This is a genomic window from Brevibacillus thermoruber 423, assembly GCF_000454065.1.
Lineage (GTDB): Bacteria > Bacillota > Bacilli > Brevibacillales > Brevibacillaceae > Brevibacillus > Brevibacillus thermoruber.
The window spans coordinates 524,950-540,329 of record NZ_KE695650.1; the positions used below are offsets into that span (position 1 = coordinate 524,950).

Consider the following 15,380-nt stretch of genomic DNA (forward strand, 5'->3'; position numbering starts at 1 on the left):
GATCCATACGTCGGCGCGGGGCGTAAACGGGGCCGCCCCGAACGCGCGCCTTGGCTTGTGTTCGGTGGGGAAAGACCGAGCGGATGCCGGAAACCCGCTGCACGATTCGGGGATGCTTGCGTTCCGGAGAGGTTTGCGTGCGGGCGGGGTGTTTCCTGCCGCGTGTTCATTGCGCCGTCTGGGCAGTCCCGTCATGCACGCTGCCGTCCGGGTCGATCCTGACATGGGTCGAGATGGATTCGATCCGCTTGAGCAGGTGGGCGCCATCCGCCTCGTTCATCGGCACCGCCTGTCCCAACTCCGCGTGGTACGGCAGCATCTTCAGGGTGCAGGCTCCCTGTTTCGTGCACGTCGCCTGCAGCACCATGGTCTCCCAGGTTTTCGGCTCCGCGGCACGCGTAAAAATGAAATTGCCCAAACTGTACGCGATCCACTTGTCGCGGTACGATTCGAACCCCTGCAGCACGTGCGGATGACCGCCGACGACAAGATCGGCGCCGGCGTCGATGTAGGCGCGGGCCAGCTCCTTTTGGTGATCGACGGGGACATCCACTTTCTCCTTGCCCCAATGAGCGATCACGACGACGAGGTCGGCTTCGGATCGTGCCGTGCGAATCGCCTCCACAGCGCGGGTCGGGTCGTACGAGACGGCGAGCCCCGGCTTGTTTTTGCCGGCGTACCAACTGACTTCCGGAACAACCCGGCTGAAGCCGAAGAACGCGATGGTGATGCCGTTTCGTTCGACAAACACCGGAGCGTACGCGCGGGCTGCATCTGCGCCGGCGCCGACATAGGCGATCCCGTTTTCATCCAGTACGCGAAACGTGTCAAGCAGGCCTTGTACGCCCTGGTCCATGGAATGGTTGTTCGCCAGATTGACCAGGTCAATCCCGGCCGCTTTCATCGCCGGAACCGCTTCCGGCGGCGACTTGTACACAAAGGTCTTGGCAGCGGGCGTACCGCGCGTGGTCACGGGTGTTTCCAAATTGGCGACGGTAAAATCATCCTGCTGAAACAGCGATGTTACGTGCACAAACGGAAAATCGAAGCCGTTCTCCCTCAACCTCGTTTCCACGTGGCCGGACATCATGGTGTCTCCCGCAAAGCTGAGCGTGACGGTCGGCTCGCCGCCGCTGTCGTCGCCTGCTGGCGCCTCGCCGGCTTGTTCCGTTTGACCGCTTCCGCTCTGTTGGGGAGTCTCCCTGTGTGGATTCTCCATCCGATACAACCCGAAGAACAGAAGGAACAGCACGCCGAGCATGACGCCGTTGAGCGTCATGTACAGGCGTCTGCGCCGTTTTTTCCTCTGTTCGGCCTTGACCCGTTCCGTTCTGGTCCGATCCATCGCTCTCCCACCTGTAACATCACGGTTTTTCTCTGACAGCACACGCTTCCTCATTATACCATCCTTTACCGCGATCCCCAATGAAAAGCGGCCCATGACGGCCAATATGATGCGCAAGTCCTCCGTTCACGAGCGACCGTATGGTTCCACCCGGCCGTCTTTCCCGTTACCAAAGAATCGTCCATCCGGTCATGAGGCCCAGATGGGGAGACGAATGGGCGATCCGTCGTGGGAAAGCAGCGAAAATACGGCAGTGAACGGCTTCCAAGGCAGCACTCCAAAGTGTTAGAATATTGAAAAAAGGAGGTCTTTCACATGGAGGAAAAGGTGTCCTTTTTGGAACGGTACAAGCGCGACCACCAGCATCCCGTCAACAAGCTGACCCACGCGTTCGGCATTCCCATGATCGTCATTTCCCTGCCGCTCTTTTTCTGGAGCTGGAAGTGGGCGCTCGGCCTGTTCATCGTCGGGTGGATCTTCCAATTTGTCGGCCACTACGTTGAGGGGAATCCTCCCTCCTTTCTGAAAAATCCCGTCTTTCTGCTGATCGGACCGTGGTGGATACTGAAGCGGCTGTGGGGGTTTCTCACCGGCCAGCCGTACCGGTGAGGAGGTAATCCACAGCGGACCGGGGCCATGACGAACGGCCGGAGGCGCTTGCTGCGCGCCGGCTGTTTTGTGCCGACACCGTCATGGCGAGACACCGGGCGAACCAAAACCGTGCGGCATCTATTCCGCTCCGGGCGAACCGAAACCGGGCCGCATCTTTTCCGCTCCCGGCCCAATTTCCGGCGGGTCTCTCCGTTTTGTGTCCTTGCCTAAAGAACAGGGTTGTTCTCCTTCATACAATAAATCGATCCAGGGGCGGAGGGGGGAGAACGGATGGCAAAACCGAAAAAGGCAAAGACGAATCGGGAATCCCGGCAGCATCCCAACCAGTTGAATCTGAAAATCGTCACGTCCGAGACCTGTAAAGTGTGCAAGCAGCCGTGCGCTCGAGGGATGGCGTACGTCGACAAGATGTCGCGCCCGGGGGCGATCGGCTGCGGTGTGCCCTGCATTCTTACGGCTCCCCGGTCTTGATGGAAACGACAGCGCCAGCCCGCGCTGTTTGTTTTTTTGGGGGATGGTCTGGAATGAAGGCGACGGCAGGAAAACCTCGCACGGGACGAGCCCTGGTGCCGGTGCCGCCATCCGCGCAGGCGAAAGGCCGATGCAATCGGGGGCGAACAGTTGCAGACGGAGAGCGATGGTCCCTGCGCTGGCTCTGCAGGCCGGGGCAGGACTTGTTTTGGGGAGATGAGAGCTTTCCTGGCCGCAAAAGCCGCGGGGATCTTCGCTGCGTGCGGGGAGAAAGAGGATTTTCGTTCGGCCGTGTGGAAAGCTAGAACGGTACAGTGGAAATCGAGGAGGGGAAACCATGTCGGTCAATGTGGCCCACAAGTTTGGAAGCGGATTGAAGCCCCAGGCGTTCATGGACACCATGAGCAAAAACAAGGAAGCCTTTGCCGGGTGGTATCAGGCATTTTCCTGGCCGAGTGAAGAGGAGCGGCAGTTTTTCGCCTCGCTGCGCCACCGTGACGACCTGCGCTGTCTGATTTTGGCCGCCGATTGGTGCGGAGACGTCGTGCGCAATGTGCCCGTCTTGTTCCGCGCGTTGGAAGAGACGGAAATGCCTGTGGAAGTACTGGTGATGGAAGAACATCTCGATCTGATGGACCAGTTTCTCACCATGGGCGGCAGAGCGATTCCCATCGCCATCTTTGCCGACACGGGCGGCCATGTGCTGGGGAAATGGGGACCGCGCCCGCAGCACGTCCAAGCCGTAATGGTTGCCTTCAAACAGCAAAACCCGGACCGCAGCGCGCCGGATTACGAGGAAAAGATCAAGCTTGCCCGCGCGGAGATGCTGGAGAAGTACGGCGAGGGAACGGGCTACCAGGCAGTGATTGTCAAAGAACTGAAAGAACTGCTTTCCTCGATCTAGGTGAAAGATGGGCTTCCGGCCGCAACGTGGGGAGGTTCTCTTTCTCTTGCAAGTCCGGTATCGGAACGTATCTGATTTGCGTGCCGGCTGCCCGATGCAGCAAAGAACAACTTCCCCCAAGCCCCGGTCGTTCATCTGGGGACAATAGAGCGACAGAGGGGTTCTTGCGACGGAAGAGCAAAACGGGACGGGAGACGCGGCGATCCCGTCTTTCTTTGCGGAAATGAAAGGGCACGCCGGCGAACTGACCTCAACAGGAAAACGCTGCCCCGACAGTGTAGCGGCAGTACGGAAATCCTCCGGCCAGGCTCGAAACGCGAAACACGACCGGAGGTGCAGCAGAAGGGATGACGAGCATGCATTACTACGGAAATGAGACGATTATGTCCCTGGAACAAGTGCTCCGCCTGAAACCAGGGGAAATTCGCATTCTGGAATGGGTGCGTACCTATGAGTTCGTGGAGAATCAATGGGGCGTGGACGAGCCGGTCCCGCACTTTCTGGAGATCAAGTGCGAATCGGACGGCGTCCGCATCCGCAAGAACCGCATCACCGATTTTCCCGACTTCGTCTGCGAAGCGGAGCAGGTGTTCCCCGACGTGGAGCAGGCGCTGCCGGTTTTTCACGAGTGGGCGGGACGCATTCTCGAAGAACAGGGGAAATGAAATTTTCTCGGAAATTTTCTATTGACATGCGATAGTTTAATATGATAGATTTAAAAGCGTCTCCTCCTTTTTCACTGAGGATAAAAATGGGAAATGGGAGAGGGCGCTTACCTGCCGGTGTAGCTCAATTGGTAGAGCACCTGACTTGTAATCAGGGGGTTGTGGGTTCGATTCCTATCGCCGGCACCACGGGCATTCATACGGGGAGATAGCGAAGTGGCTAAACGCGGCAGACTGTAAATCTGCTCCCTCTGGGTTCGGCGGTTCGAATCCGTCTCTCCCCACCATTGACGATTTCTCACCAATCTGCTATAACAATATACAGACGTGCCGGTGTGGCGGAATGGCAGACGCGACGGACTCAAAATCCGTTTCCAGCAATGGAGTGGGGGTTCAAGTCCCTTCACCGGCACCATCTTCCCAGCCCAATCCTCTCGCCGATGCGGGTGTAGTTCAATGGTAGAACTCCAGCTTCCCAAGCTGGCGGCGTGGGTTCGATTCCCATCACCCGCTCCATACGAAAAGCCTTGAGAAATCAAGGCTTTTTTTATTTTCTAGGGGGGCTTTCGAGGGTGGATAAACGGGCGCAATGCTCAACGTGTAATCAACGGGAGACGAGGTATATACCGACAACAAGAGTAAATACCCCGAAGATTCTGCCAAAGATGGTGACGGCATCTGACGGCTCTGCATCTTTGAATGTCCATCCTTCCGTTAGAAACCACAAGATTTGCGGAGAGATGATGGACAACAGGCCATGCAGAATGAGAAGTACACCAAAAAGGAACATGTTGGCCTCCTTTGGATCATGATAACTACTTTCATGTTACGTTTTTTTGCATGAAACGTTTCGATAGGTTTCGGGTTCTGCTACTTCCAAATACACGGAGGAATGCAAAAAGCCGGACTAGCCAGTATAGTCCGGCATTCCTTTCTAAACCTGCTCCATTACTGGAAGAAGAACATGATTGCGTTATGCTTTCTTTTTAAACGCTCGTATAACAGAACGAATTGCAGTATAGAAAAGCAGAGCCCAGCCGATCAATATGCCGTAACCGATAATCAATATCAGGATTGGCACGTATTTTGGAGTACTTGGCGAATCAGTAGAAAAACCTGCCATTAGCAGCGGAATGGCAAAAAGCGCCCACGCTGAAGAACCAAGTAGAATCAGGCATCCCCCTGTTAAAACAATCACGATCCAAGCCCATATGGGTTGTTTTGTCTTATGTTTATTCATGTTGAAACCTCTCCACCTGGGTATTAAAAAATTGGTAGTGCATGTAAAAGATAGTGTAAATGATCAAGTTACGTAACACAACACACGATAGGATGGATGGAGGTACGAGAATGGGGATGAAAGTCGGAACGTACGATTCGGACAGTCAGGAGAAGCGGATCAAAGCCGTCCATATCCCGATTTCTCAACAGACCAAGAAGGTGCAAAAAGGCGGTGTGCCATCGCAATCATGAAGAGTTGAGCCAAGCGGGAGGACGAACCGGATGCATTTCACTGGACCATCAAGAACGCGGGCTGATTTCCCACAACAGTACCAGAGGCCGTCAGAAGATTGTTTCGACAACGACGCTGCCCCAAATGTCTGCAAGGCAATGGCCGTCAATCCTCCCATGTTCAAGCAGCTCATTATACGTGGTGAATGTTTGAAATGATCCCTGGAATTCGGACAAAACCCAACCCGTTTGAGCCTGCGTAATGGAAAATCTACGGCTCTTGTACACAAACTCGATCTCATGGCCGATCTGCACATCACGTCTCAGGTCGTCATACGAATCATCCACAATCATCACCTCGTGTTTGAAGATACCATGGTTCACAAGGTTTCACCATTCATTCCGGGGACGTTTATTTCCTGCCTGCGGTGTGAGCTGGCCCAGATCGGCAGTATGGTATCCTATGACAATCACGGTCCCGGCAAGAAATGAGCCGGCCATGATCCTGGGGGACACGGGAAATATGGGAAAGTCGGGAAAGAACGTTCGCGCCACTGGTACCACACGGCGAAACCATGGTAAAATCAACTTGGAAAAATAGAAACCATCTGCTATCCCCAAGGCGCAGGATGTTCCTTTGCAACGGGATCTGTCCAATGAAACAAACGTACACGCCGGTTCCCCCGATGCCCGACTGTACGCCGGATGCGGGAGAGTCGGGTACCCCGATGACCTTCCGGCAGCAGCCCACATCTGCAGGTGAGGTTATCACATGAGACGGTTTGTTCGGCTTCTTCTGCACTTTACCTATCAGGAGGCGATGTCCTGCCTCTTTCCGGTTTTCATTTTTGCTGCCCTGGCATTGTCCAAGCTCGTCGCCATACCGGGTCTTCCCCGATACGACCTGCTGCTCCTGCTTTGCCTGGCATTTCAGGTGCTGATGGTGAAAAGCGGGTTGGAAACAAAGGACGAGCTCAAGGTCATTACCGTGTTTCACTTGATCGGCCTGATACTGGAGGTGTTCAAGGTGCACATGGGGTCCTGGTCGTATCCGGAAGAGGCCTACACGAAGATATTTGGCGTGCCTCTCTACAGCGGTTTTATGTACGCAAGCGTGGCCAGCTATCTGTGCCAGGCGTGGCGCCGTCTGGAGGTCGATATCATGGGCCGGCCGCATCATTTGTTCGTCGTGACGCTCGGGGCTGCCATCTATCTAAACTTTTTTACCCATCATTATGTTTGGGACATGCGCTGGGTGTTGACCGCCGCTATCTTCGTGGTGTTCTGGCGTACCCGCGTCACCTTTCGCGTGGCCGAAGAACGCCTGTGGATGCCGCTGCCCCTGTCGTTTTTCTTGATCGGCTTTTTTATCTGGATTGCCGAAAACATCGCGACGTTTTTCGGTGCCTGGCGTTATCCGCATCAGCGGGAAGGATGGGAGCTGGTGCACCTGAGCAAGATCAGCTCCTGGTTTTTGCTTGTGATCGTCAGCTTTATCATCGTGGCTGAACTAAAGTACGTCAAGCAGCAGCTCGTGCAGCACTCCTCTCAGGACAAGCCGGTGTAGTCTCCCCGGTAAAAACCTCCAGCCGGTAACGAAATGGACGATGATCAAGGCGTGCGCAACCGGTGCTGTCGGCACAAATGTATTGCCGAACCAGACATGCTGCAATGCGCACGCCTTTCCGTCCACATTTCATTTCATGAAGGGAATTGTTTCGTTTGGTAGAATAAGACCATCGTAGACGATATGTTCTGGCGGGGTGAAACCATTGACGACTCATTTTCGTGCATTGGTGGTTGAAAAGACGGAAGATTCATTATCCTTGAACGTAAAAGAATTGACCTTCGACGATTTGCCGCACGGTGACGTCACCATTCGGGTCGCGTATTCAAGCGTCAACTATAAAGACGGTCTTGCATGCACTCCGAATGGCCGGATCGTCAAATCATACCCGTTTGTTCCGGGCATCGATTTGGCCGGCACGGTTGCGGCATCGCGCGATCCCCGTTTCCGCGAAGGGGACGACGTGATTGTCACGGGTTACGAACTGGGGGTGTCCCATTTTGGCGGATTCAGTGAATACGCCCGCGTGCCGGCCGACTGGGTTGTGAAACTGCCGCAGGGGCTGACCTTGAAAGAAGCGATGGCACTCGGTACGGCGGGCTTTACGGCGGGACTGTCCATCCAACGGTTGGAAGAACACGGGGTGAATCCGGATCGGGGACCTGTTCTTGTAACGGGTGCGACTGGCGGGGTTGGCAGCACAGCAGTGGCGATGCTGGCCAAGAACGGCTATCATGTGGCAGCAAGCACGGGAAAAGCGTCTGAACATGAGTATTTACATAAGATTGGAGCAGCGGAAATCCTCAGTCGTGACGAGCTGACCGACACCCGTCCATTGCAAAAAGAGCGGTGGTCGGCTGCTGTGGATCCGGTTGGCGGAAAAACCCTGGCCTCTGTCGTAAGCTCCATCAAATACGGGGGATCTGTTGCGCTCAGCGGACTGGCAGGCGGATCGGAATTTGCCGGTACGGTATTTCCCTTTATCCTGAGGGGCGTCAATCTGCTGGGAATCGATTCGGTCTACTGCCCGATGGACGTCCGTGTGAAGCTGTGGGAGCGATTGGCGGAGGATCTCAAGCCGGAGAACCTGTTGGACAGCATCGGATACGAAATCGCACTGGATGAGATTCCCTTGGCCGTCTCCGCCATCCTAAAAGGGGACGTGCGCGGAAGAACCATTGTTCGCTTGTAAGCGAATCACATGCCTTGACACCTAACGCTGTCGGGCAGTTCGTCAGGAAAACCTGCCTCCTGCGCGGAGGCAGGTTTTTTTGCCAACACATCCGTTCCGTTTGAAGCATCGTTTATTCCTTCGATCCGGTTCGGACATGGATGCACGCTGCTGCCGCAACACTTACCAGAACAGACAAGGGGAATGTCAATAGGTACGCATTTGTAAAATAGGGAACGGCTTCGGCGCTGACGAACATCATGACATTTTCCCACGTGACACGGTTCCCTTCCACCGCGACAAAGCAGGCGCCAATCAGAAAAATCAGAAACTTTTCCGAGATGGCGGGGACCATACTGATCCACACGGCTGCTCTTGTTGCTCCTCGTTTATGAGAGATCCCTGCGTAAAGACCACCAACAAGATACGGGATGACCACCATAACAGAGCCTATGACCAGTCCCGAAATGTCTCGATACCGGTCAATCGGCAGCTTCGTGATAGCGGTGTACATCCATGACGTAAGGAATAGGGTAACAAAATAGGAACCTGTAATGACATACCAGCCATTTTTTATCACCGCGAGCCCCCCTTGGAACTGGAGTTCATACCGTATGACGAACGGATCGTCTATTTGGTTACGTGAACAACGAAGCGGTTCGGGAGAGAAATGGAAGGGATACGCTTGACGAAAGGAAAGGGTGCATCTACGGAAACCTCATCCCACGCGAAGATAGAAGTCACGTCGAAAAATATTTTCGAACGCCTGAAGCAAGAGAACGAGACATTTCCAAACATTTGTTACGAATAGGGAACGAGTGTTTTCCCAAGGAAAGGAGTTTTCGTATGGCGTTTTCTGTTCGTTTCACATTTTTGTTCCCTTCAATAAGCCGAATATTTCAAATTTTTGTGGAAACCCTCTTTCCCAGCCTGTATGATGGTACTGACACGAGCTTGTAGAAATCGGGAGGAAACCGGATGAATGCCTTTCACTACTATTGCTCCACGCGTATTGAAATGGGGATGGGCAGGGCTCTCCACCTGCCGGAACTGCTGCATTCCCTGCAGGTCGGCTCGTCCATTTTGCTGGTCAGCGACCCCGGCGTGATCCGCGCGGGCCTGGTCGAACCGATCCAGACAGCTTTGGAGGAAGCGGGCTTTGCCGTGTCGCTGTTTGCGTCGCTCAGCCAAAATCCGCGGGATACGGAATGCTTGGCGGGAGCGGAACAATTCCGTGACAGCGGCGCCGACATGGTGTTGGCCATCGGCGGGGGAAGCGCCATGGACACGGGGAAAACGATCGCGCTGTGCGGACCAAATGGCGGAACTCCCGCCGATTACGCGGACGGACGGCTTCCCTACGCGAACATTGCCCCGATCATTTGCGTCCCCACTACAGCCGGGACGGGATCGGAAGTGACCCGCTCCGCAGTCATCACCGAGTCGGCCACCCACCGAAAAATGACGCTCAAACACGCCGCCTTGCGCCCAACGCTCGCCGTGCTTGATCCCAGCCTGACGCTCAGCGTTCCGCCCGCCGTCACCGCTGCCACCGGCGTCGACGCCTTGGTTCACGCCATCGAGGGGTATACCTGCAAAGTGACCAATCCGATCTCGCAAGCCCTCGGCGCCCGCGCGATGCAGACGATTGTCTCCGCACTGCCGGCTGCTTATGCAGATGGTCGGAACGAAGAGGCCCGTGCCGCCATGCTGGAGGGCAGTCTGCTGGCGGGGCTCTGTTTTGGCTCGGCGGATGTCGCGGCTGTGCACTGTCTGGCGGAAGCGCTCGGCGGGCTATACGACACGCCCCACGGCGTCGCGAATGCGGTATTTTTGCCTCATGTGCTTCGGTTCAACGCTGCGGAAAACAAGCCGATGCACGCCAGACTGGCGCGTTACATGGGGTTTGCCGCCGATGCCGACGCGGACGAGCTCGCCGTCGAAAAGCTGATTGACGGCATCGAGGCCTTTACGCACGGCCTGGGCATTCCAAAGCTGAAGGACTTGCCGGGTGTCCGCAAAGAGGACTTCCCGCGGATCGTGGAGCTGTCGGTGCAAAACGGCTCCACGCCAAGCAATGTGCGGACGATTACGGCGAAGGATTACCTGCGCATTCTGGAGGAGGCGTATCGGTCGTAAGAAGGACGGAAACAATTGCCGGTAAAAGTCCCCGGGTGCTTCAAAAATACAGTACAGCGGAAAAAAGGGGAAAGGGAGTTCCTCGAGGGAATACCGGAGCCCCAATGGTTCCAGGCTAACAGCGATTCTAAAGCGCTGCATATCTGACGCAATCAACACGATTGGCCGAAGATTGTTTTCCATCACTTGCTCCACTGGTAGTGGGGCATTTTTTCTTGCATGTTCGCCTCATGTTCGCATATAATACAAACAAACGTTCGCATTCACGAGGGGGGAACGACTATGCTCGGGAACTTGCAGCGCTATATGAACAGCGGTCAGCTTGTCGAGATCATCTATGTGGATCGCCACGGGCGAACGTCGAAGCGAACCGTCCGGATCCATGAGATCAGCAGGGGGAATGTGAAAGCCTACTGTTTTGCGCGTCGGGCGTTTCGCGTATTTTCCGTTGACAACATCCTTGCCGCTGTGCCAGTGGTGAAACATCGTGCTGCAGGATATTGAACGGAAGGTGCTCCGCATCATCGCCAACTTTTCCGTTGGTCGTCGGCGCACCCCGACGGTGGACGAACTGTGCGTGAAAACCGGCCGCAGCCGCGGCGGCGTCATGGAAGTACTGGCCGCGTTGGCACGGGAACCGTACATCGAATGGGATCGATCACGCCCGGACGACATCAAGCTGCTGGAAGCGTGGGAACGAAAGGAGACATCAAGATGGAGCGGAAGATAGAGGATTGGTTCGGATCCATGCGGATGGTACAGCCGGAACAGAAAACAGAAAGCCGGCGTGTGAACGCGGATGAGGGGCTCGCAGGGAGACCGGTTGTCGATGAGATCGACTATGATGAGAACTGTTTTCGTATCTATGACTCAACGCAGTACGATTACGCGATCAACGTTACATGGTTCCGGGAAATGTACGGAGGACGCGGCGTGTTTGAAACGGCATGGGGGATCGTAAAGCAGATTGACCCGGACGAACGTCGGTTCCTGCTGGTCAGTGATTGGGATTCTGTGTGGATTCGGGTAGAGGATGTCGTGCGCGTGACGAAATCGTTCACCGGTTAAGCTGGCCGCATCATGGAAGAAAGCCGTGGAGGCGGCGCAGATCGTCCGGACGATTCGGTTTTGTCCGTCTCTTCGCAGACCGGGTGATTTCGATCAATGTTCATCTTTCGGAACCTTCACCAAAACAACAATCATAAAGGTTGCAATGGGGCCGAGTAACAGGGAGAGGAAAAACCATAAAAGTCCACTTTGATTTTTTGTCTGGGCCAATCCGGCATTGATCAGCGCCAAGGTTCCCCAGCCAACCGCATACTCTTTCGCCATAAAAGCACACACCTTTTTTGGTCATTCCCATTCACCTTACAACAAATCTCTCAATTGGTCAAATGTTGCAAATTGTGGGAGGTAATGAAGTGATAAACGTCCGAATATAACTATCCGGACGTTTGGTGATCAGAAGCAGCGGCGGCGGCGACGGAAACAGCAGCGGCGGCGACGACGTCTGAAACAGAATGACATAATACCACCTCTTTCGTGTTTGATACTTTATTGTATGAATAATCGCTAGAAATGATTGGACGAACCATGAAGACAAAATGTCCATTTTGTTGTTGAAGGAACTTTCCCCTCAACCTAATCTGGTTTTCACGCTGGAACGAAACCGACTTTTTCCATAATGTGTAATCGGAGAGGGCAAATTGCAGCAAGAAAGTGGAAAGGAGGATCATCAAGGCTGCCCTTTTTGAAAAAAGTAAAACCCCCAATGTGGGGGCATATCGTGAATGTTTACAGACGGATAAGACGAGACGATCTATTTATTTCGAGGAGGACAAAGCCAACTCAAATGAATCCAATATTTCGAGGAAGTGTGATGCTTCTCTGAATACATGATCAGCGAGCAGCGGTGGGATAATGCTTTTTATTCTGCATGCCTCAATCAGATCACGAGCTGTCTTCTTGAAGTCACGTAATTGACGAACAGAAACCCGATTTTGATCTACAAATTGATCAAGGAGAGGAAGGGTTTGGGACTGAGGTCGCATGGAATTGAGGTCAATCGCTTGAAAAAGGAGTTGATCAAAGTCGTGGCTAAACTCACGAGCCTGTTCTACAAGTTTTCTTTCGGAAGGATCAAGTAAGTGGTTGATAAATTTGGCGTGGTCGGCCATGATTCTTAGGAAGAATACATTTTCATTAATGATGGCATCGGGTAAGGGATCAAGGGTTCCCGTATTTAATTGCTCTAATCGCTTCATGAAATATGCAGCTTCCCTGCTGACATGATCGACCAACAACGGAAAATTGTTCCCTCCAATCCTGCAACGAATAATCAAGTCAAGTACTTTTCGTTTGAACTTCCAAATGTGACAAACCGCATTGTGAACGGTATTGTTAAAATCGAAAATTCTTTGCGGGTCTACATCCGGTGAGAGGGAAAGGGCCTGATTTTCAATGTCTTCAAAAATGGTGTAAAACCGGTTTGCTTCGTCGATTAATTTGGTATCGTCACAATGAAACCCTAATTTAAGGAAAAGAGAATGTTCTTTCATGATTCTCGACCAAAATCTGATTTCATCTAACGACCTATCAACAAATGCATCTGCCATACGGCGCCTCCCCCATGTATTTTTGTGTCGCATAGCGCAAACGCGGCACACTAAGAATGGACAGACTTTCCAAACCTCGATTTCGCATCTGCAGACGACTCCTCCTGTATTTGTAAGTACGATATATCTCTATGTATGTACCCAGAGCATGGAATGGGCTCACGCCTACATCAACGTAAGGGATATAAGCCCAATTCGTAAAAGAAAGCCCCAGGAAATGGCTGCGGATGATGAGACGGTTTGACGGTATGAACTGCCTTCGATAAGTGGAAAAAGCTGTGTTTTTTAAGGAATTCTATGATATGATTCAAACATGCTTTGAGAAGGGTACAGGTTGGTTCATTGGGGATGCGTAACAGACATCGTGGAATTTTCAGGACGTGATGGAAACTTGAACGATTTTCAGCATACGATACCTACAGAATGGATTCGGAGAGGGGAAGATCTATACGAATGTCTCATGAGGAACAAGCCGGATGGCGAAAAGACATCGCACCTTACGAAAGACCATGTGTGAAGTACAGTGTGTGGCAGATTATCAATACCCTGTTGCCTTTTTTTCTGCTCTGGTACGCCGCCTATCTGAGTCTGTCGGTTTCCTATTGGCTTACCCTTGCACTGGCCATTCTTGCCGGTGGATTTCTGATACGGATTTTCATCATTTTTCATGATTGCTGTCATCAATCGTACTTCAAAAATCGGGCGGCAAATAAGATTGTCGGGACGTTCACCGGCATTCTGACCTGCTGCCCTTATTCCCAATGGCAGCACAGCCACGCCGTTCATCACGCCACCAACGGCAACTTGGATCGGCGGGGGACGGGGGATATTTGGACGCTTACGGTAGAGGAATATGTGTCGTCGCCTCTGCTGCGACGCTTGGCATACCGGCTATACCGTAATCCGCTCATCATGTTTGGCGTTGGCCCGATCTACATTTTTCTGATCGCGTATCGGTTTAACCGAAAACGAGCCGGGCTGAAGGAACGCATCAACACCTACGTGACAAACCTTGGCATCGCTGCGGTGGCTGGATTGCTTTGCTGGACAGTAGGATGGCAAGCGTTTCTCCTGGTTCAGGGCCCGATTTTTTTCCTTTCCGGTATGGCCGGCATCTGGCTCTTTTACGTCCAGCACCAGTTTGAGCAGTCGTATTTTGAAGAGGAAGAAAATTGGGACTACGTGAAGGCTGCCCTGCAGGGGAGTTCTTTCTACAAGCTGCCGAAGGTCCTGCGCTGGTTCACCGGAAATATCGGCTTTCATCATATTCACCACTTGAGCCCGCGGATCCCCAACTATTACCTGGAAGCGGTTCACAGGAATCACCCGCGTTTTCAGGAAGTACATACCCTGACGCTGCTGTCCAGCCTGCGATCGCTCCGTTTCCGATTATGGAACGAGTGCAGCAAGACATTTGTGGGATTCAAGGATTTGAAGCAAATTTCGGCCAAGCGCAACGAAACGGATTCCATTTGAAAAAGCAGCACATGAGTAACGGCCGTCTCGTCACATTATCCCTTCGATGCAGACCGCAAGGGAAAAGCCCCTTTATCGTTTGACGCGGCCCCTGTTAAGCAGGCATGCCCCCTGGAGTTATCCGTTTTCCGCTGTGGAAAGGGCTCCGTTCGTTCCCCGGCCCTGACAAAGACAAGTCTTGCCGCCGGTCCATTTTTCGTCCATGCGAGGCTTTGGATGGGACCCGGCAGACGGCAGGTTGCCAAAACATGGTTGGCAAGGGGGCCGCGCTAATCCGGATACCGTTCTCCGTCACCGCCAAAGAGGGTTCGCACCTTCGCGTACGTTCTCATGGTCAGGTGGGGAAACACAATGGCCAGTTCCCCCTCGTTCAGGTGGAGGGGAGAGCCCGGCGATTCGACGACGTACGGGATGTTCATCACCTCCAGTGCCCGCGTATACTCCCACGCGTCGTCCCAGTTTGTAACGTAGTACGTCGATTTGTTATCCAACATGGTCCACGCTCCTTTACGCGTTAGTATGCCCCAACGGGGATGGAAGCAAGCAGAAATAGCCCTTCTGATGAAACGGAGAGGATTGTGATTTCCCGGAAATAATTCTCGTGCTGACCGCGCATAGTAAGAGTGTGTCTGTCCGATCCATCCCCGGCTGCGGACGACCGCCTTCCCCTCAATACTGACCACAAGGAGCATGATCATGGAGACGGATGTCAGGAACAACATCCCGAACATCAACCTGTTTACCACGAAACAAAACATGGACACCCCGCTGATCACCGAACAGGCGGAGGACACGGCGGCAATCAACGGTGGAGAGCTTGAGGTTGACAGCGACGCAAATGAGGATCCGAACCGGGAAAAGCTGTTGGACGACGCTGCGGAGTCCTTTTTGGATTCCCTCTCTCGATAAGGTTGTGCCACTTTCTTAAACGCAGGCTGGCAGTCTCATACCTTACTGGTATTC

20 protein-coding genes and 4 tRNA genes are annotated in these 15,380 nt (G+C 53.5%); 17 read left to right on the forward strand and 7 right to left on the reverse strand.

Annotated elements, in window-relative coordinates; genetic code table 11:
- Nucleotides 1-166: 166 nt before the first annotated feature.
- Complete coding sequence (locus M516_RS0110805; RefSeq protein ID WP_029099142.1) at nucleotides 167-1,345, reverse strand: CapA family protein; 1,179 nt, start codon at nucleotides 1,343-1,345, stop codon at nucleotides 167-169.
- Nucleotides 1,346-1,660: 315 nt separating this feature from the next.
- Between M516_RS0110805 and M516_RS0110810 the strand changes: the two genes are divergently transcribed.
- From M516_RS0110810 to M516_RS0110845, 8 genes are all read left to right on the forward strand, one after another.
- On the forward strand, nucleotides 1,661-1,954 hold the full coding sequence (locus tag M516_RS0110810; RefSeq protein ID WP_029099143.1) for an Mpo1-like protein: 294 nt from the start codon (nucleotides 1,661-1,663) through the stop codon (nucleotides 1,952-1,954).
- Nucleotides 1,955-2,227: 273 nt separating this feature from the next.
- The gene (locus tag M516_RS0110815; RefSeq protein WP_029099144.1) at nucleotides 2,228-2,428 is read left to right on the forward strand and encodes a hypothetical protein; all 201 of its coding nucleotides are present in this window, start codon (nucleotides 2,228-2,230) and stop codon (nucleotides 2,426-2,428) included.
- Between the two features lie 337 nt (nucleotides 2,429-2,765).
- Nucleotides 2,766-3,332, forward strand: coding sequence for a thioredoxin family protein (locus tag M516_RS0110820; RefSeq protein WP_029099145.1), 567 nt, complete (start codon nucleotides 2,766-2,768; stop codon nucleotides 3,330-3,332).
- A gap of 356 nt (nucleotides 3,333-3,688) precedes the next feature.
- Nucleotides 3,689-3,997, forward strand: a complete 309-nt coding sequence (locus M516_RS0110825) for a hypothetical protein (protein ID WP_029099146.1) — start codon at nucleotides 3,689-3,691, stop codon at nucleotides 3,995-3,997.
- 113 nt (nucleotides 3,998-4,110) lie between these two features.
- Nucleotides 4,111-4,186 (forward strand) — tRNA-Thr (locus tag M516_RS0110830).
- 13 nt (nucleotides 4,187-4,199) lie between these two features.
- Nucleotides 4,200-4,284: transfer RNA gene (locus M516_RS0110835), tRNA-Tyr, on the forward strand.
- A gap of 42 nt (nucleotides 4,285-4,326) precedes the next feature.
- Nucleotides 4,327-4,412 (forward strand) — tRNA-Leu (locus tag M516_RS0110840).
- A 27-nt stretch (nucleotides 4,413-4,439) separates the two neighbouring features.
- Nucleotides 4,440-4,513: transfer RNA gene (locus M516_RS0110845), tRNA-Gly, on the forward strand.
- An 88-nt stretch (nucleotides 4,514-4,601) separates the two neighbouring features.
- Here M516_RS0110845 and M516_RS26310 read toward each other — a convergent pair.
- Both M516_RS26310 and M516_RS0110855 read right to left on the reverse strand, forming a co-directional pair.
- Nucleotides 4,602-4,787, reverse strand: coding sequence for a DUF6199 family natural product biosynthesis protein (locus tag M516_RS26310; protein ID WP_035289444.1), 186 nt, complete (start codon nucleotides 4,785-4,787; stop codon nucleotides 4,602-4,604).
- A gap of 183 nt (nucleotides 4,788-4,970) precedes the next feature.
- The gene (locus M516_RS0110855; protein ID WP_029099147.1) at nucleotides 4,971-5,237 is read right to left on the reverse strand and encodes a hypothetical protein; all 267 of its coding nucleotides are present in this window, start codon (nucleotides 5,235-5,237) and stop codon (nucleotides 4,971-4,973) included.
- Between the two features lie 110 nt (nucleotides 5,238-5,347).
- Here M516_RS0110855 and M516_RS26155 point away from each other — a divergent pair, with 110 nt between their 5' ends.
- The 3 genes from M516_RS26155 (at nucleotide 5,348) to M516_RS0110875 (ending at nucleotide 8,208) form a co-directional block, all read left to right on the forward strand.
- Entirely contained in the window at nucleotides 5,348-5,470 is a 123-nt protein-coding gene (locus tag M516_RS26155) for a hypothetical protein (RefSeq protein ID WP_255433485.1), read from the forward strand.
- A 751-nt stretch (nucleotides 5,471-6,221) separates the two neighbouring features.
- On the forward strand, nucleotides 6,222-7,016 hold the full coding sequence (locus tag M516_RS23295) for a DUF817 domain-containing protein (RefSeq protein ID WP_035289447.1): 795 nt from the start codon (nucleotides 6,222-6,224) through the stop codon (nucleotides 7,014-7,016).
- 205 nt (nucleotides 7,017-7,221) lie between these two features.
- Nucleotides 7,222-8,208, forward strand: a complete 987-nt coding sequence (locus tag M516_RS0110875; protein WP_029099149.1) for an NADPH:quinone oxidoreductase family protein — start codon at nucleotides 7,222-7,224, stop codon at nucleotides 8,206-8,208.
- A gap of 112 nt (nucleotides 8,209-8,320) precedes the next feature.
- On the opposite strand, the gene M516_RS0110880 is transcribed toward M516_RS0110875, so the two are convergent.
- The gene (locus tag M516_RS0110880; RefSeq protein ID WP_029099150.1) at nucleotides 8,321-8,767 is read right to left on the reverse strand and encodes a hypothetical protein; all 447 of its coding nucleotides are present in this window, start codon (nucleotides 8,765-8,767) and stop codon (nucleotides 8,321-8,323) included.
- Between the two features lie 398 nt (nucleotides 8,768-9,165).
- Between M516_RS0110880 and M516_RS0110885 the strand changes: the two genes are divergently transcribed.
- The 4 genes from M516_RS0110885 (at nucleotide 9,166) to M516_RS0110900 (ending at nucleotide 11,394) form a co-directional block, all read left to right on the forward strand.
- Complete coding sequence (locus M516_RS0110885; protein WP_029099151.1) at nucleotides 9,166-10,326, forward strand: iron-containing alcohol dehydrogenase; 1,161 nt, start codon at nucleotides 9,166-9,168, stop codon at nucleotides 10,324-10,326.
- A gap of 282 nt (nucleotides 10,327-10,608) precedes the next feature.
- A complete protein-coding gene (locus tag M516_RS26390) occupies nucleotides 10,609-10,830 on the forward strand; it encodes a WYL domain-containing protein (protein WP_029099152.1) in 222 nt (73 codons plus the stop codon).
- Entirely contained in the window at nucleotides 10,814-11,056 is a 243-nt protein-coding gene (locus tag M516_RS0110895; protein ID WP_029099153.1) for a LexA family protein, read from the forward strand. The genes M516_RS26390 and M516_RS0110895 overlap by 17 nt, the downstream gene beginning before the upstream one ends.
- Nucleotides 11,041-11,394 (forward strand): YolD-like family protein, encoded by a 354-nt coding sequence (locus tag M516_RS0110900; protein WP_029099154.1) that lies wholly within the window; start codon nucleotides 11,041-11,043, stop codon nucleotides 11,392-11,394. Before M516_RS0110895 ends, M516_RS0110900 begins: the two co-directional genes overlap by 16 nt.
- Nucleotides 11,395-11,487: 93 nt before the next feature.
- Here M516_RS0110900 and M516_RS25560 read toward each other — a convergent pair whose 3' ends face one another.
- Together M516_RS25560 and M516_RS0110910 are read right to left on the reverse strand one after the other, a co-directional pair.
- On the reverse strand, nucleotides 11,488-11,658 hold the full coding sequence (locus tag M516_RS25560) for a hypothetical protein (RefSeq protein WP_162836722.1): 171 nt from the start codon (nucleotides 11,656-11,658) through the stop codon (nucleotides 11,488-11,490).
- A 491-nt stretch (nucleotides 11,659-12,149) separates the two neighbouring features.
- On the reverse strand, nucleotides 12,150-12,941 hold the full coding sequence (locus tag M516_RS0110910; protein WP_029099155.1) for a DUF2935 domain-containing protein: 792 nt from the start codon (nucleotides 12,939-12,941) through the stop codon (nucleotides 12,150-12,152).
- Between the two features lie 453 nt (nucleotides 12,942-13,394).
- On the opposite strand from M516_RS0110910, the gene desA reads away from it, so the two are divergent.
- Nucleotides 13,395-14,417 carry a Delta(5) desaturase DesA gene (desA, locus tag M516_RS0110915; protein WP_029099156.1) on the forward strand — a complete coding sequence of 341 codons (1,023 nt, stop codon included), beginning with the start codon at nucleotides 13,395-13,397 and terminating at the stop codon, nucleotides 14,415-14,417.
- Nucleotides 14,418-14,686: 269 nt separating this feature from the next.
- Here the strand turns inward: desA and M516_RS0110920 are convergent, their stop codons facing one another.
- On the reverse strand, nucleotides 14,687-14,911 hold the full coding sequence (locus M516_RS0110920; RefSeq protein WP_029099157.1) for a hypothetical protein: 225 nt from the start codon (nucleotides 14,909-14,911) through the stop codon (nucleotides 14,687-14,689).
- Nucleotides 14,912-15,113: 202 nt separating this feature from the next.
- On the opposite strand from M516_RS0110920, the gene M516_RS23300 reads away from it, so the two are divergent.
- Nucleotides 15,114-15,326, forward strand: a complete 213-nt coding sequence (locus M516_RS23300) for a hypothetical protein (RefSeq protein WP_035289451.1) — start codon at nucleotides 15,114-15,116, stop codon at nucleotides 15,324-15,326.
- The last annotated feature ends 54 nt before the right edge of the window (nucleotides 15,327-15,380 follow it).

Coding starts and splice junctions, on each gene's coding strand:
- M516_RS0110825 (WP_029099146.1), top strand. CDS start 3,689: ATGCATTACTACGGAAATGAGACGATTATGTCCCTGGAACAAGTGCTC.
- M516_RS26155 (WP_255433485.1), top strand. CDS start 5,348: ATGGGGATGAAAGTCGGAACGTACGATTCGGACAGTCAGGAGAAGCGG.
- M516_RS26390 (WP_029099152.1), top strand. CDS start 10,609: ATGCTCGGGAACTTGCAGCGCTATATGAACAGCGGTCAGCTTGTCGAG.
- M516_RS0110820 (WP_029099145.1), top strand. CDS start 2,766: ATGTCGGTCAATGTGGCCCACAAGTTTGGAAGCGGATTGAAGCCCCAG.
- M516_RS0110815 (WP_029099144.1), top strand. CDS start 2,228: ATGGCAAAACCGAAAAAGGCAAAGACGAATCGGGAATCCCGGCAGCAT.
- M516_RS23300 (WP_035289451.1), top strand. CDS start 15,114: ATGGAGACGGATGTCAGGAACAACATCCCGAACATCAACCTGTTTACC.
- M516_RS0110900 (WP_029099154.1), top strand. CDS start 11,041: ATGGAGCGGAAGATAGAGGATTGGTTCGGATCCATGCGGATGGTACAG.
- M516_RS23295 (WP_035289447.1), top strand. CDS start 6,222: ATGAGACGGTTTGTTCGGCTTCTTCTGCACTTTACCTATCAGGAGGCG.
- M516_RS26310 (WP_035289444.1), bottom strand. CDS start 4,787: ATGTTCCTTTTTGGTGTACTTCTCATTCTGCATGGCCTGTTGTCCATC.
- desA (WP_029099156.1), top strand. CDS start 13,395: ATGTCTCATGAGGAACAAGCCGGATGGCGAAAAGACATCGCACCTTAC.
- M516_RS0110885 (WP_029099151.1), top strand. CDS start 9,166: ATGAATGCCTTTCACTACTATTGCTCCACGCGTATTGAAATGGGGATG.
- M516_RS25560 (WP_162836722.1), bottom strand. CDS start 11,658: ATGGCGAAAGAGTATGCGGTTGGCTGGGGAACCTTGGCGCTGATCAAT.
- M516_RS0110855 (WP_029099147.1), bottom strand. CDS start 5,237: ATGAATAAACATAAGACAAAACAACCCATATGGGCTTGGATCGTGATT.
- M516_RS0110920 (WP_029099157.1), bottom strand. CDS start 14,911: ATGTTGGATAACAAATCGACGTACTACGTTACAAACTGGGACGACGCG.
- M516_RS0110910 (WP_029099155.1), bottom strand. CDS start 12,941: ATGGCAGATGCATTTGTTGATAGGTCGTTAGATGAAATCAGATTTTGG.
- M516_RS0110805 (WP_029099142.1), bottom strand. CDS start 1,345: ATGGATCGGACCAGAACGGAACGGGTCAAGGCCGAACAGAGGAAAAAA.
- M516_RS0110810 (WP_029099143.1), top strand. CDS start 1,661: ATGGAGGAAAAGGTGTCCTTTTTGGAACGGTACAAGCGCGACCACCAG.